Origin of the sequence: Gordonia sp. AC31 (genome assembly GCF_031844505.1) — a bacterium.
Taxonomy (GTDB): domain Bacteria; phylum Actinomycetota; class Actinomycetes; order Mycobacteriales; family Mycobacteriaceae; genus Gordonia; species Gordonia hongkongensis.
The window spans coordinates 211296-226299 of sequence record NZ_JAUZVK010000004.1 but is presented as its reverse complement, the minus strand read 5'-3'; the positions used below and the strand labels follow the sequence as shown (position 1 = coordinate 226299).

Genomic DNA, 15004 nt, shown 5'->3' with positions numbered 1-15004 from the left:
GACGATCCTCACCCTTCCAGCACGAATGGTGAGGTGGCGACCTCGGTCCCGTCGGCCAGGGTGCCGATCTCGAAATCGCCGAACACGGTGGGCGCCACCCGCATCAGCTGGCGCAGACATTCGACCGCGAGCTGGCGGATCTCGACGTCGGCGTGCTCGGTGGCGCGCATGCCGACGAAGTGCCGCCAGGCGCGATGGTTGCCGGTGACGACGATCTTCGTCTCGGTGGCGTTCGGCAGCACGGAACGAGCAGCCTGACGTGCCTGTTTCCGACGCAGGATGGCGTTGGGGACGTCGGCGAACTTCGCCTCCAGCGCCGCGAGGAGCTCGGTGTAGGCCGCCCGGCTCGCGTCGGTCGCGGCGGCGAACAGGTCCTCGAGTTCCGGGTCGCCCACGATCGCCGGCGGCGCCACCACGTTGGAGTCGTGCTCGGGCACGAACCGCTGGGACAGTTGCGAGTACGAGAAGTGGCGGTGCCGGATCAGTTCGTGGGTGCACGAGCGGGAGATGCCACTGATGTAGAACGTCACCGATGCGTGTTCGAGCAGCGACAGGTGCCCGACCTCGAGGATGTGCCGCAGGTAGCCGGCATTGGTGGCGGTACGCGGGTTCGGCTTGTCCCAGCTCTGGTAGCACGCCCGGCCGGCGAACTCGACCAACGCCTCACCGCCCTCGGCGTCGGTGCTCCACGGCACGTCTCCCGGCGGGGTGAACTGGGTCATCGCCACCATCTGCACCTTCAGCGGCACCAATTCGGACACGCATGTCTCCTGTCGTCCGTCGCGGCCACACGTCCGCGTGCCGCGCGGTATCCGATTCTCCCCCACCACGTGAGTACCGCACCGTCGGGCTCCGCCCGCGGTAGAGTCCCTGCAGGCGTGGGCGAGTACCCGGGGGTGGATGCGATGACGACGCGACGCGACTTCCTGCGCACGGGCGCGGTCGTGACCGGTGCGGCGCTCGCCTCCCCCGCCGTCGTCGCCCAGGGCACGCCGCGGTCGCCCGGGCCCCCGTCGGCGGCGGTGTTCCGCCACGGCGTCGCGTCCGGCGACCCGCTCCCCGACGCCGTCGTCCTCTGGACCCGCATCACCCCGACCCCGGCTGCGACACCCGGCTCCGGCCTGGGGCCGGCGAGCCTCGTCCGCTGGGAGATCGCCCGGGACCCCGGCTTCGGCGCCGTCGTGGCCGCGGGCGAGGTGCGGACGTCCGCCGACTCCGACCACACCGTGAAGATCGACGCGTCGGGTCTGACGCCGCGCACCTGGTACCACTACCGCTTCGCGGTGCTGTCCGGACCCGCGACCGGCGCGGTGTCGCCCGTCGGTCGCACGTGCACCGCCCCCGCGACCGGTGCCGATGTCGCGAAGATCCGATTCGGCGTCGTGTCGTGTGCCAACTGGGAGGCCGGATACTTCGCCGCCTACCGGCATCTGGCCGCGCAGCCGGCACTCGACGCGGTGGTCCACCTGGGCGACTATTTCTACGAGTACGAGACCGGGCGGTACACCGGCAAGACCGGAACCGTCCGGCCGCACGACCCCCGCCACGAAATCATCACCCTGCGCGACTACCGGACACGCCACGCGCAGTACAAGACCGACCCCGATCTCGCCCGGCTGCACCGGGACCTGCCGTTCATCTGCATCTGGGACGACCACGAGTCGTCGAACGACTCGTGGTCGGGCGGGGCGGAGAACCATCAGGCGGGCGAGGGCTCCTGGGCCGCGCGGCGCACCGCCGCACTGCGCGCGTACGCCGAGTGGATGCCGATCCGCCCCGCCGTCGACACCGCGGGCCGGCACCTGTTCCGCAGGCTCCGCTTCGGCCGTCTGCTCGAATTGTCCATGCTGGATCTGCGCTCCTACCGCGACCTGCAGGTCAGCGCCCGGTCGGCGGCCATCGACGATCCCGCCCGCTCGATCCTCGGCCGGTCTCAGATGTCGTGGCTGACCAACGGACTCACGTCGTCGGAGACCCGCTGGAAGATCGTCGGCAACCCGGTGATGATCGCCCCGGTGCTGATCCCCCCGCTGGACCCGCAGACAACCGGCGCGGTCACCGCACTGCTCGGCATCCCGCGGGAGGGCATCCCGTACAACGCCGACCAGTGGGACGGTTACGCCGCCGATCGTCGACGTCTCCTCGAATCACTGCGCCGCAACCGCGTCGACAACGTCGTCTTCATCACCGGTGACATCCACTCGTCGTGGGCGTGCGACATCCCGGCCGACCCGGCGAACTATCCCGGCGGCGGGAGTGTCGCAACGGAATTGGTCGGCACGTCGATCACGTCGACCAACATCGACGACATGCTGAACGTGCCCGCCAACACCGCCGGGGTCGCGGTGTCCTCGGCCTTCGCGGCCACGAACCACCACGTGCGCTGGAGCGAGTTCGACGCGCACGGGTATTCGGTCCTGACCGTGACGCCGGCGGCGACGCAGATGGACTGGTACTTCGTGCACGACAAGACGAATCCGCGCTCCGGCCAGTATTACGCGAGGTCTTACCGGGTCGCGAACGGCACCCAGCGGGTCGTATCGGCGGGCGGGCCGGTCGACTAGCTGCCCGTCTCGACCTGATCCAGCAGCGCCGACAGCTTCGCGTGCGTGTCGGGCCAGCCGTGGACGGCGATAGACGTGATGCCCAGAGCCTTGACCGGGTAGTCGTTGCCGCCCTCGTCGAGCCGGTCGCCGAAGAACAGGATGTCGCTGGTGCTGAGGCCGAGGATGTCCATCAACTTCAGTGCGCCGTAAGCTTTGTCGATGCCCTTCTTGGTGACGTCCACCGACGTCGACCCGCCGCTGCGCACCTCGAGGTCGGGAAGTCGCTCGGCGGCGTAGGCACGCAGGGACTCTTTCTTCGCTCCGTCGGGGTCCCAGGCCGCCTTCGCGTCGACGGGCGCCTTCTGCCCCAGCGCGCTGAAGGTGATCTGGCTGCCGCGGTCCTCGAGGATGTCACCCCACGTCTCGCTCTCCCACAGACCCAGTTCTTTGGCGCCGGTCTCGAGCACGTCGAGCGTGCGCTGCTTCTCGTCGTCGGTGAGGAACTCCGCGTAGACCGTCTCCCAGTCGTTCCCGGACCACCGCACGTACTGCGTTCCGCACGTCGGCATGAGGTGGAGGTTGGCGACGCTGTCGAAGTTGCCGAGCCGCGCGAGAACCTGCTTCTCGAACTGGGTGAAGTTGCCGCCGGAGATGATGCAGCCCAGGCTCACGTCGAGCATCCGCCGCAACAGATCGACCATCTGGTCGTCGAGCGGGCTCTTCGACGGGGCCAGGGTGTCGTCGAGATCGAACATCACCAATCGGTAGTCGTTGCCCTCATACGACACGGTCATCGCTTCGTCTCCCATCGCTGTCGTGAACTTTCGATCCTCAGCATCGCATCACTCGGGGTGAGTCACGCGACGTGCAGCACCCGTTGCAGGTCGGGCGCCAGGTCGCCGCGTCCCGACACGACGACATCGTCGAGGTCCTGCCAGCCGGCGAAGCTCCGCAGATCCGCGGACAGCCGTTCGGCGACGAGGCCTCGGGAACGACCCGGCTCGCAGTAGGCCCCGAGCACCTGCAGGGTGCGGTTCTTGCGGTCGGCCTTCAGGTCCACGCGCGCGGCGATGTCGGTGCCCAGCAGATACGGCAGCACGTAATAGCCGTGCACGCGTTTGTGTTCGGGCACATAGATCTCGATGCGGTAGTGGAAGTCGAAGAGTCGTTCGGCGCGGGGGCGGAAGAACACGAGCGGGTCGAACGGCGACAGGATCGCCGAGGCGTCGACGCGCCGCGGAATCACTGCGCCGGCGGCCAGGTAGGCCGGGTCGCGCCAGCCGTCCACGGAGATCTCCTGCAGCCCACCGTCCTCGACGAGTTCGGCGACCGCCGGCCGCGCGTCGGCCGGCCGGAGCCGGTAGTAGTCGGCCAGATCGGCCACGGTGGCGACACCGAGCGCCTGGGCGGCACGGCTGACGAGTTCACGGTGCGCCTGCCCACGGTCGGGTCGCAGCGCGACGATGTCCGCGCCGACGATCCGTTCGGTGAGGTCGTAGTGCCGCACGAAGTTCCCGTTGCGGACCGCCGACAGGTCACCGGCGGCGAACATGGCCTCGCACAGGTGCTTGACCTCACCGCGCTGCCACCAGCTCCCGGCTGCACCGGGTTCACGTTCGATGCCCAGTTCCGCTTCGATGGCACGGGGCGTGGTCGCGCCGACCGCCTCGATCACGGCCCGGATGTCGCCGACCAGAGAACGGTTGCGACGCATCACGTCTCGCGTGTGCCGATACCGACCGTCGGCGAAGTCGTCCATCCGCCATCGGAAGAGGGGCCAGTCGGGTACCGGGATCAGCGCCGCTTCGTGGGCCCAGTACTCGACGAGTAGCCGCCGACCGCGCCCGGGCTGCCACGCGGCGCGGTGCAACAGGTCGGGATCGTAGGCACCCAGGCGAGAGAACAGCGGCATGAAGTGCGCACGCGCGGCGATGTTGACCGAGTCCATCTGCAGCAGCCGCGTCCGGCCGACGACGCGCTTCAGGTGTGCCATGGTGGGCGCGGCGGCGGGCCGACGGTCGGTGAAACCCTGTGCGGCGAGCGCGATTCGACGCGCCTGTGCGATCGAGAGACGATCCGGCGCCATCAGCCTCGCTCACGGACGTAGTCGATGAAACGGTAGCTAAGGCCGGTCGAGGAGATCTGTGGCTCACCCTTCCTGGCGACCGTCCACTCCGGCTCCACCTTCGGGGCGAATGCGTCGGCCCCTGGAACGTCGACGTCAATCTCGGTGACACACAGCTCTGTCGCGAACCGCATTGCGGCTCGGTAAATCTCACCGCCACCGATGACACTGACCGTGTCGTCGTCGGCAAGCCGCAGGGCTTCCTCGATGGTTGGTGCCACAAGGGCGCCATCTACGGACCAGTCGCGATTTCGCGTAACAACGATATTGGTGCGTCCGGACAGCGGCCGGAACTTCTCCGGCAACGAGTCCCAAGTCTTGCGACCCATGATGACCGGGTGCCCAAGTGTCAGCTTCTTGAATCTCGCCATGTCCTCGGGGACCCGCCACGGAATAGTGTTGTCCCGACCTATCGCAGCTTTGTCGATGGCAGCCCCATTGCCCTGCGCCCACACCAACCGAATACATGTCGGAAGGCGTGGCGATTCGCCCTTCACACTGCCACCGGCGCCTTAATAGCGGCGTGGGATGTGTAATCCACGATCTCGATGTCGGAAAATTCGTAGTCGAAGATCGAATCCCGCTTGCGCAGTTCGAGTTTCGGGTACGGATACGGGTCGCGTGACAGTTGCAACGTCACCTGCTCGACGTGGTTGTCGTAGATGTGGCAGTCGCCGCCGGTCCACACGAACTCGCCGACCTCGAGGCCCGCCTGCTGGGCCATCATGTGCGTCAGCAGCGCATACGACGCGATGTTGAACGGTACTCCCAGGAACAGGTCGGCGCTGCGCTGGTACAGCTGGCACGACAGCTTGCCGTCGGCGACGTAGAACTGGAAGAACGCGTGGCAGGGCGGCAGTGCCATCTGCGGGATCTCCCCCACGTTCCATGCGGACACGATGTTCCGGCGCGAATCGGGGTTGGTCTTGAGCAGGTCGAGGGCGGCCGCGATCTGGTCGATGTGCTCGCCGGACGGTGTCGGCCAGCTCCGCCATTGCACGCCGTAGACGGGTCCGAGTTCACCGTTCTCGTCGGCCCACTCGTCCCAGATCGAGACCCCGCGCTCCTGCAGCCATCGGACGTTGGAGTCGCCGCGCAGGAACCACAGCAACTCGTAGACGATCGACTTCAGATGCACCTTCTTGGTGGTGATCAGCGGAAAACCCTCGGCGAGGTCGTAGCGCAATTGCCTGCCGAAGAGGCTGCGCGTCCCGGTGCCGGTGCGGTCGGCCTTCGGTGTCCCGGTCTCCATGACGAGGGTCAGCAGGTCCTCGTACGGTGTCGGGATGGTCCCGGCCGATGAGATGTCGCGGGTAGCCGTGCTCACGGCGAACAGTCTAGGGCCTGGCCGATTACTCGCAGCTCAGACCCACCGGGCGCCCCTCCTTTTCCCAGCTGAGCAGGTAAGGAGCTGTGTTGGTTAAGACGGAGCCATGGTGACACCAAGTTGTGACTACTGTGACTCGTGTGATCCGAGCGGTAGGCTCCTCCCGTGGCCACCCGCAGCACCACCCGCGCCAATCGGTACGCGAAGCGTCGTCGCAAGCGTGTCGCCGCCCGCGACAACGACCTCACCGACGCCCAGTGGCTCGCGCTGCAGGAGGCCTGGGGTGGGTGCGCGTATTGCGGCGCGGTGGGCGTCGCCCTCCAGCGTGACTGCATGCTGGCCATCTCCCGCGGCGGCCGGTACACCGTCGCCAACGTCGTGCCGTGCTGCGGTTCGTGCAATGCGAGCAAGTGCAATTCCGAGGTCACGACGTGGATGCGGCGTAAGAAGCTGGACGAGAAGGCGTTCCTGGTCCGGCAATTCGAGGTGAGCCGCGCGCTCGCCGCCGCCGTCGACCCGGCCGCCGGCCAGGACGAGTGATCAGCCGGCTCGCGCCGCGCGTCGTACTCGTCCGGGTGAGGACCCGTTGACCCGCTTGAACGCCCGGCTGAACGCCGCTTCGGAGGAGTAGCCGAGTGCGCCCGCCACCGACGCTACGGATGCGTCCGGGTCACGGAGACGATCCGCCGCCACATACATCCGCCACCGGGTGACGTACTGCATCGCCGGCTCGCCGACGACGGCGGTGAACCGGGCCGCGAACGTCGACCGCGACATCGCGCACTCGCGGGCCAGTCGTTCGACGCTCCACTCCCCCGCCGGATCGCGATGGACCGCGGCGACCGCACGCCCGAGTTGTGGATCGGCAAGGGCTCCCAGCCATCCGGTGCGGGTTCCCTCCGCGTCCTGCAACCACGATCGGATGGCGTGGATGACGATGATGTCGGACAACCGGGTGATGACCGCCTCCCCGCCGGGCCGGAGTTCGCCGGCCTCGTCGATCACGATGCGCATGAGGTCCCGCAGCCACGAGTTGCTCGCACCCGCACGGGGATCATTGGCGCGGATGGCGAGGATCGGCGGCAGCATCGACGTCAGCGACCGTGCCGAGGGATGGTCGAAACGGACGACGGCACAGATCAGGACCGAGCGTTCGGGCCCGTCGCCGCCATGTCGCAGGATGGCATACCGATCGCTCAGGTAGTCGTGCGGCAGATCGGTGACGACCGGGGCGAACATCGCCTCGCCGTCGCCGCGGACGACGTGCGATCGGCCGTGCGGCACGACGACGAGATCTCCCGGCGCGAATCGCAGCGACTCTCCGTCCGGCGCGGACAACCGCAGCGCCCCCGACACGACGAGGTGCACGCACAGACAGTCCTCCCAGACCGGCATGGTCAGCGCCCAGGGCTCGGTGAGCTCCGACCGGCAGTAGAAGGCGCCGTTCAACCGGAAGAAGTGCAGGGCCTCCCCGAGCGGGTCGGGGCTGTGGAACGGGTCCGGGCGACTGTCGTCGGGTCTGCGCACCCGTCCATGATCGGTCATCGTGATCCGATCGTCTGCCGTTCTCGGACGATTGAGCATGCATCGCGGACTATGTGCGCTGTGTCGTCCGGCAACCTCGCTTCACTCTGGACATACGACATCGAACGATTCAGGAGGTCCTCATGTACACAGTTCTCGGGGCGACGGGCACCGTCGGCGCACAGGTCACCACCCGCCTGCTCGATGCCGGACACCGGGTTCGGGCGGTTGGGCGTTCTTCTGAGCGGCTCGACGCCCTCGCTAGGCTCGGTGCCGACACCGCGGTAGCCGACACCACCGACCAGTCCGCGCTCGCCACCGCCATGCGCGACTCGGACGCGGTGTTCGCGATGCAACCCGTGGATCACACCGCCGCCGACCACCTCACCTCGCAGCGGACGATGACCGACGCGATCGTCCGCGCCCTCCGCGAGTCGGGTGTGCCGCGTGTGGTCGCGCTCAGCAGCGTCGGCGCCGAGATCAGCTCCGGCACCGGATTTCTGGTCGGTCTGCACATCCTGGAGCAGCGGCTGGCGGAGTTGTCCGGCGTCGAGGTGCTCGCTCTGCGTGCCGGCTGGTTCTACGACAACGCCCGCTCCTACCTCCCGCTGATGCAGAATGCGGGCATCGTCGCGGACTCGCTGGATCCGCATGTCGCCGTTCCGATGGTCGCCACGCGGGACATCGCCGCGGCAGCGGTGGATGCGCTGGTCGGAACAGGCTGGGGCGGTGGACATCTGAGCCGGGAGTTCCTGGGTCCGGTGAACGTCGACCAGGCCACCGTGACGGCCGCGCTGGGACGTGCCTTTGGAATTCCGGAGCTGCGGTATGAGTGCTTGTCCGACGACGACATGGTCGCGACGCTCGTCGACGAGGCCGGATTCAGTCCCGATGTCGCACGCCATCATGTGGGCATGACACGGGCCATCAACGACGGCCGGGTCGTCGGCCGACGTCCGGGCACCACGGTGCTCACCGGGCCGACAACGATCGACGACTACGCCACCGGCCTGGCGGCAGCCGCGATGGCGACGATTTCAAGTCCCACCGATCACCTCTCCCGCTGATAGACATCCGGGATGCCGTCGTGATCGTCGTCCCGGGACTCTTCGTCGGCGACCCGGCGGTAATGCCGGTTGCGCATCCGCAGGATCACCGCCGAGGCCGAGGCGGCCGTCAGCGAACCGACCAGGACACCGATCTTGACGTACTCCGCGCGGTCGGATTCCGGGTCGTACGCCAGGTCGCCGATGAGCAGGGACACGGTGAAACCGATGCCGGCGAGCATCGCGACACCGGTGATGTCGATCCATCGGATGCTCGCATCGAGGGTGGCGCGCGTGAACCTGGCCAGAAGTGCGGTGGTACCGACGATGCCCACCGTCTTGCCGACCACCAGACCGAAGATGATGCCCAGCGCAACGGGATTCGTGAGCGCCTCGCGGAGTCCGCTGAGACCGCCGATCGTGACGCCGGCGGCGAAGAAGGCGAACACCGGGATGGCGAAGCCGGCCGAGATGGGCCGGACACGGTGTTCGAAATGCTCTGCCAGGCAATGCCGGGTATCCGTCTCATCGCTCCCGACCCGCCGGAGCACCGGGACCGTGAAGCCGAGGACGACGCCGGCGACGGTGGCGTGAACGCCGGACTCGTGGACGAATGCCCACGTGAGGGCCGCCAGCGGGAGCAGGAGCCACCACGCGGTGATCCGCCGCTGCACGAGAACGGCGAACGCTGCGAGTGGGATCAGGGCCAGGGCCAGCGCGGTGCCGTTGATGGAGTCGGTGTAGAACACCGCGATCACCGTGATGGCCAGCAGGTCGTCCACGACGGCCAGGGTGAGCAGGAAGGTGCGCAGCGCGACGGGCAGGTGCGTGGAGAGCACGGCCAGCACGGCGACCGCGAACGCGATGTCGGTGGCGGTGGGAATGGCCCAGCCCTGCACGGCTCCATCCCCCGCCCGCATGGTGATTGCGACGAAGATGAGTGCGGGAACAGCCATTCCACCGACCGCCGCGGCGATGGGCAGCGCGGCCCGCGCGGGGTCGCGGAGGTCGCCGGCGACGAACTCGCGTTTCAGCTCCAGACCGACGACGAAGAAGAAGATGGCGAGCAGACCATCCGCCGCCCAGGTGGCCAGGGAGAGATCGAGGTGCAGACCGGGCGCGTCGGACCCCACGTGGATGTCGCCGAGGCCGAAGTAGGCGGCCGACCATGGCGAGTTGGCCCATACAAGAGCTACGACCGCGGCGACGAGCAGCAGCATGCCGCCGATGGTTTCGCGCCGGAAGATGTCGGCGATGCGGGAAGCTTCGGGCCAGGAGCCGCGCGAGAAGAGCGTCGGGGTGGCCCGACGTGAGTCGGTGTCAGTCATGGTGCGTACGGAGTCCTTCGTCTGTTGGGCTACGTACGCGTCGTGGCCGCCCCCTCGTGCAGGGCTCACCGTCAACGCGCAGCCGACCAGACTTCCCGGCACACCGCGTGTCAGTCTAACAGCTAGGCACCTATGCAGCCCTCTGCACGGCGGGATCGGAGCGAGTTGCGTTGCGTTCCTTCCACTCCCACACCGCGTAGAGCACCTCGGTGGTGTAACCCAAATCCATCCGACCCCCACCGATCGGCACCGTCGCATCTACCCCGATCCGTTGATCGGGTCGCCACCCGCCCGGCCTCGAAGTCGGTGGCGCCACCTCGATCTCCGTCCCGTCTGGCCGATGAAAGCTGAACCGCTGCAACCCATGCGCGGTGATCGCGAACTCGCCCCGATGCAACGACCGATGACACGACCCACACAACAAGATCAGATTGTCCGGATCGGTCCGCCCACCCGCCGACCAGAACACCACATGATGGGCATGCAGATGACGCGTACGCCCACACCCCGGCACCTGACAACACCGATCCCGCACGAACAACGCCCGCACCAACGCCTTGTTCGGCGCCCGCTTCCGACGACCCACCCCCAACAACGCCAGCTTGCCGAGTTGCCCGGGCACCCCGCGGCTCACCACCTCCCGCGTCGACGCCCCACACCGAGCTTCGGCCACCTCAACCTCCGACAGGGCCGGACCGTCATCGAGATGAGCCGACTCCACCCCCTCACCAGCATGGATCAGGATCTCCGCACCCGGCGCAAGATCGGGCATCGCCATCCCGTCATGCACCATGTCTGCCATCGCCACCACCGCCGGCGCCACATTCGACGGCACCTGCCGCCACAGATCCCGACGCCGCGACGGAACCACCTCCGAATCCTGTGCTTCTGAACCGGATTCAGTGTTCCGCGGAACACTCTCGACGATAGGCGGATCCGGGTCATCGCATGTCCGGGTCCGTTCGTATTCCGCCCGCACCGACCCAGCAAGGAACCGCGCCCCATCCAACGGACTCAACCGCAACGACACCGACAACGACCCGTCATCGTTCCACTTCCACCGACCCGACGACTCCACCGGTGGCCGGCTTTCCTCCTCGACACCACGGTTACGGTCGATCCGGGCCATCGCCCGCACCGCCCGATCCAACTGACTCGCCGTAGCCGACAACGCCAGATTCACCAACTCCTGCTCCCGCTCCGGTGTAGCCACCCGTGTCAGGGCGCGGACCTTCGAATACGACAACCGGCCTTCGCCAAAGGCCCTGCGGATCACCGGCAATGCTCGTATCGCCTTGGCGACCCTCAACTGCTCATGCGCCGTTCGCGGTGCAATGCCGGCCTTCCACGACAACCAGTGCGCCAGCGAGTGAATCCCCGGCCCCCGCCACGACTCCCGCTCATCCAGTTCTGCCACCAGGTCAAGGAAGTCCGCTGTCAGCGCCGTGATCTGAGCCGCATACCCCAACACCCGCGCCTCGAGCAACTCATCAGACAACGACGCCGGATCCGCACCATCGAACATCGACGACACATCCCCACCGCAACGAAAAGCACTGACCCCCATGCCAACCCCCTGAACCGAACGAGAAGTACAGCAACAAGGTATCGCCTGGCACCGACAGTCTTCGGGGCTCAACCCGAGGTCACGAGTGTTCCGCGGAACACTCGCGAGTCACCACATCAACCCCGCCGCCACCGTCGCACCCAGCTCCCAATACGCGTCGGGAACGAGAGCCTGCCCGCTGAGCGGTTCGCCGGTGCTCACCAGGCGGGCGTCGCCTTCGCGGGTCCATACGAGGAGGCCTACTTTCGTCACGGCGGTCCGCCGACCTCCGCTCTGCTGCGGCATCTTTGGCGTCCGGGGGCCGCCAAGACTAAGCGATGATGACCGCCGCCGGTGACACTCGGCCCGCAGACCTGCCGCGCCTCGTCGCCTCGTGCTGGGCCGCGATCACCTACCTCGCGAACCACCCGCAGATGAACGATACCGCGACCCAGGACGACGTCGATGCCGCGCTGCAGCTCCCCGCGACGACGAGGACGGGCGCGCCCACGCCCCCGCGGCGATCAGGTCTGGCAATGTGCCGGGGACATTCACCGTCACACCCCGGCAGCGAGGCTGAGGGCTGGCGGGCGGGTGAGTTCATCCCGAGACGTCAGAGCAGCGAGGCATACTCACGCACATGACTGACACCTGGACCGACCGAGACCTGCCCGTATTACGCGCTGCGGTCAGAATTTACGATGAGACTGGTGACCCTGCACAGCCCAACGAACTCGCAAGGGCGTGCGGGTTAGATATTGACACGGTCCAGCGCGCCGTACGCGCTCTCGGTCGAGAACCATTCTTCGAGGTTGAAGAGGACAACGGCGGGGGCGTCTCGATCATGGGTCCGCCGACTGGTCACGCGCTTCGGGTTGCCGGTCAGTGGCCCTCACCGCAGACGCAGTTGGAGCGCCTGATTTCCGCGCTGGAAGCCGCCGCCGACGACGAGTCGCAGCCAGAAGAGCAGCGCAGTCGATTCCGTCAGGTTGCCTTAGCGCTGGGCGGGGCGGCGTCGCAGATCGCCATCGGCGCACTCGGCGGCGCGGGCGGAAACCTGCTGTCCTAGGCCCCATCCACGGCCCATGGGCGCGTTTGGACTAGGGCGCGCCAGAGGAGATCGCGGCTAGCTCGTCGGTACGCTCCTTGACGTGCATCTTCAAGTTCTCGCGGTAGAACTCGTAGCGCTGGTGGTCGCTCAGCGCGTCCGCAATCTCCTGGTCGGTAAAACCAGCGTGCGAGAGCAGGCACAGCCTTAACACCCAGATTGCCGACGACTCAGCGATCATCCAGTTGTAGACCTGCTCCTCGAACGGGCGTCCGGTGTTGTGGTGCGCCAGGTCGTTGCGAGCGTTCCTGATGACCTCGTCCCACTTCGCCACCGGCTCTGTAATCTCGGGGGCGATACGCTGCGCTGTCGCATGCAGATCACGCACGCGGTCGATGTAGGCCTTCTTTCCGCCGACGATGCGCTTGTGAATGCCCTCGATAAGTGAGCACGCCACTAGGCCCTGCACCTGCATGGCCTGTTTCTCAACGGGGTTCGCGACCGCGGCAGCGAGTCCGTCCATGGTCTGCTCAATCGCGAGCCACCCGGCGATGCGCTCCAGCGTCACAGACGTTGGTGGAAGGAGGTCACGAGGGCTAGGCCACGAAGTCTTACTAGGGTCCTGGTCTCGGGTCTTTACGTCGAGCCAGTCGCTCTGTCCGGTCTCGCGGACCTGCACGTATAGCGGTGTGAGGTCGACAGCGACGGCCAACTTCATCAGCGTCATCACCGATCGGACTGCGCGGTCCGCTGAGCGCAGCCTGAGCGTGAACGATGGCCGGAACTCCAACCACACCAGCTCGTCGTCGCCGCGTTCACACAGCAGCTCGCCCGCGTCGCTCGTCGCTGACCCGGCGTCGGGTAGCTGCTCCCACCAACCCGGGCTGTCGAGAGTGAAGCGCACGGCGTCAAGCGTCGCGGCGTGGCCAGTCGGCAAGTGCGCCCCAACGATCAAGGTGTACGGGTCCCAGACCTGCTGCAGTGGCGGCGTCTCGAAGTCGAACAGATTTTTCGGGAGATGCTGCAGATACGAGTCGATACCCGTGACGGGACCGGTCTCCGTGTCTCCGAGCAGCACGCGCGGCACGCCGTCCTGGACGATGCTTGCTGGGTCAGCACGGTGGCTGATCCGCAACTCCCCCGTTTCGGTGATTTCCGCTGGTTCGTTCAACTCGTCGATGACGCGGTGCTTCAGCTTGAGCCGAGCCCGCGCACCTGACTCCCATGTCAGGGTCCCTGGGACACGTCTCGCTTCGTTGCCGGACGACCAGAACTCACCCGTTGTCTCTAGTGATTCCACACGGTAACCGTAGTTAAGCAGACCTGACAGGACGAGCATCTTCGGCGATGATTCGTCCGACTGAGCGTCCGCCACGGAGCGGCCGCTAGTGGTTCTTGACTCCGTCAATCTCTGCTTGCAATTGGTGGGCAAAGTCGAGGAGGACAGGCGCGGTGTCGAGGTGAAAATCCTGCGCCTACGGATTGCCCGCGCCTAGAACGACATACGCCCACGCTCACCGCGTTCATCGATTACCTGCCGCCAGAACTCACTCTCGGCCTTATTCTGCGCCCAGTCCGAGGGGTCAATCGGCGCAGCTAGGTAAGACCTTAACCGTTCTTTGAGTTTTGGGGTCTGCTTGGTCGGACGAACCACTTCGTCGAAAGTGAACCGGTGCCATACACTTTGGCGGAGCCCCCGGGGGTCACCTCCCAGCCTAAGTCGGTGCGGCCCGCGGGGAGCCGCCAGCTCCGACTAAGACCGACGTCAAGGGCAATGTGTCGACGGAGACCGGCGACCGCCCCGCCCCCCGCACCGCTTCGATACCAAAGAGATCAGGCGAGTGGTTCGTGAATCGCGGGTCTGTCCTAGGCCTGCGCCCACTTCCCACTGTCTGGACCACCGCGGGTCCTCCTCTTTGGTGGTGGAACAGCAGCTCGACCCGCAGCCGCGTACCGGACACCCGGTAAACGGTGAACTGCCAGTCAAACTACCGAGGGTGATGTAGACGCTCGTAATCGACACGCTAAGCGCAGCAATGGCCGCTCCCCGCGCGTCACCCCTCCATCAACCCCGCTGCCACCGTCGCACCCAACTCCCAGCACGCCTCGCGATCGTCCTTGCTCGGCGAACCGGAGACGATGACGTGATCGGCAGCCTTGGTCCAGCCGAGCCCGGCGGTGATCGAATCGACCGCTCGCACAGCCCCTTCGGTGCCCTGGTTGCCGTGCAGGTAGAGCCCGAACGGCCGACCCTGAGTCGAGTCGAGGATCTGGTAGTAGCTGACGTCGAAGGCGTGTTTCAGTGCGCCGCTGATGTATCCGAGGTTGGCGGGCGTGCCGAGAAGGTATCCGTCGGCGTCGAGGAAGTCGGAGGCGGTGACGGCGAGCGCCGCGCGTCGGATCACCTCGACGCCTTCGATCTCGGGGTCGGTCGCACCGGACACGACGGCCTCGAACATCTCCTGGCATGCCGGTGACGGGGTGTGGTGGACGATGAGCAGCCGGCTCATCGGA

Annotated in this window: 15 protein-coding genes; 4 read left to right on the top strand and 11 right to left on the bottom strand. The window is 66.9% G+C overall.

The features are described 5' to 3' along the window. Window positions 1–8: 8 nt before the first annotated feature. Window positions 9–761 (bottom strand): FAD-dependent thymidylate synthase, encoded by a 753-nt coding sequence (gene thyX / locus Q9R39_RS06995; protein ID WP_137808706.1) that lies wholly within the window; start codon window positions 759–761, stop codon window positions 9–11. A 144-nt stretch (window positions 762–905) separates the two neighbouring features. On the opposite strand from thyX, the gene Q9R39_RS06990 reads away from it, so the two are divergent. Then, window positions 906–2564 carry an alkaline phosphatase gene (locus Q9R39_RS06990; RefSeq protein ID WP_137808705.1) on the top strand — a complete coding sequence of 553 codons (1659 nt, stop codon included), beginning with the start codon at window positions 906–908 and terminating at the stop codon, window positions 2562–2564. Here the strand turns inward: Q9R39_RS06990 and Q9R39_RS06985 are convergent. The 4 genes from Q9R39_RS06985 to Q9R39_RS06970 form a co-directional block, all read right to left on the bottom strand. After that, window positions 2561–3340, bottom strand: a complete 780-nt coding sequence (locus Q9R39_RS06985; RefSeq protein WP_137808704.1) for an HAD-IIB family hydrolase — start codon at window positions 3338–3340, stop codon at window positions 2561–2563. The two genes, Q9R39_RS06990 and Q9R39_RS06985, sit on opposite strands and share 4 nt — an antisense overlap. 62 nt (window positions 3341–3402) lie before the next feature. Continuing rightward, window positions 3403–4632 (bottom strand): winged helix-turn-helix domain-containing protein, encoded by a 1230-nt coding sequence (locus Q9R39_RS06980; protein ID WP_137808703.1) that lies wholly within the window; start codon window positions 4630–4632, stop codon window positions 3403–3405. Next, window positions 4632–5135, bottom strand: coding sequence for a dihydrofolate reductase (locus Q9R39_RS06975; protein ID WP_311277271.1), 504 nt, complete (start codon window positions 5133–5135; stop codon window positions 4632–4634). Before Q9R39_RS06975 ends, Q9R39_RS06980 begins: the two co-directional genes overlap by 1 nt. A 29-nt stretch (window positions 5136–5164) precedes the next feature. Continuing rightward, window positions 5165–5998, bottom strand: a complete 834-nt coding sequence (locus Q9R39_RS06970; protein WP_311277244.1) for a thymidylate synthase — start codon at window positions 5996–5998, stop codon at window positions 5165–5167. Window positions 5999–6163: 165 nt separating this feature from the next. On the opposite strand from Q9R39_RS06970, the gene Q9R39_RS06965 reads away from it, so the two are divergent. Next, on the top strand, window positions 6164–6538 hold the full coding sequence (locus Q9R39_RS06965; RefSeq protein WP_058250166.1) for an HNH endonuclease: 375 nt from the start codon (window positions 6164–6166) through the stop codon (window positions 6536–6538). Here Q9R39_RS06965 and Q9R39_RS06960 read toward each other — a convergent pair whose 3' ends face one another. Further along, window positions 6539–7543, bottom strand: coding sequence for an AraC family transcriptional regulator (locus Q9R39_RS06960; protein WP_311277243.1), 1005 nt, complete (start codon window positions 7541–7543; stop codon window positions 6539–6541). Between the two features lie 122 nt (window positions 7544–7665). On the opposite strand from Q9R39_RS06960, the gene Q9R39_RS06955 reads away from it, so the two are divergent. Beyond that, window positions 7666–8589, top strand: coding sequence for an NAD(P)H-binding protein (locus Q9R39_RS06955; RefSeq protein WP_311277242.1), 924 nt, complete (start codon window positions 7666–7668; stop codon window positions 8587–8589). On the opposite strand, the gene nhaA is transcribed toward Q9R39_RS06955, so the two are convergent. The 3 genes from nhaA to Q9R39_RS06940 form a co-directional block, all read right to left on the bottom strand. Beyond that, entirely contained in the window at window positions 8574–9896 is a 1323-nt protein-coding gene (gene nhaA, locus Q9R39_RS06950; protein ID WP_311277241.1) for a Na+/H+ antiporter NhaA, read from the bottom strand. The two genes, Q9R39_RS06955 and nhaA, sit on opposite strands and share 16 nt — an antisense overlap. Window positions 9897–10026: 130 nt before the next feature. Continuing rightward, complete coding sequence (locus tag Q9R39_RS06945; protein WP_311277240.1) at window positions 10027–11421, bottom strand: HNH endonuclease; 1395 nt, start codon at window positions 11419–11421, stop codon at window positions 10027–10029. 150 nt (window positions 11422–11571) lie between these two features. After that, window positions 11572–11715: a hypothetical protein gene (locus Q9R39_RS06940; RefSeq protein ID WP_165629182.1), complete on the bottom strand. Its 144-nt coding sequence runs from the start codon at window positions 11713–11715 to the stop codon at window positions 11572–11574. Between the two features lie 367 nt (window positions 11716–12082). Here Q9R39_RS06940 and Q9R39_RS06935 point away from each other — a divergent pair, with 367 nt between their 5' ends. Further along, window positions 12083–12511 carry a hypothetical protein gene (locus Q9R39_RS06935; protein WP_165630181.1) on the top strand — a complete coding sequence of 143 codons (429 nt, stop codon included), beginning with the start codon at window positions 12083–12085 and terminating at the stop codon, window positions 12509–12511. Window positions 12512–12542: 31 nt separating this feature from the next. On the opposite strand, the gene Q9R39_RS06930 is transcribed toward Q9R39_RS06935, so the two are convergent. Together Q9R39_RS06930 and Q9R39_RS06925 are read right to left on the bottom strand one after the other, a co-directional pair. Further along, window positions 12543–13865 carry a HEPN domain-containing protein gene (locus Q9R39_RS06930; protein WP_311277239.1) on the bottom strand — a complete coding sequence of 441 codons (1323 nt, stop codon included), beginning with the start codon at window positions 13863–13865 and terminating at the stop codon, window positions 12543–12545. A 679-nt stretch (window positions 13866–14544) separates the two neighbouring features. Next, window positions 14545–15000 (bottom strand): NAD(P)H-dependent oxidoreductase, encoded by a 456-nt coding sequence (locus Q9R39_RS06925; RefSeq protein WP_311277238.1) that lies wholly within the window; start codon window positions 14998–15000, stop codon window positions 14545–14547. Window positions 15001–15004 lie beyond the last annotated feature (4 nt).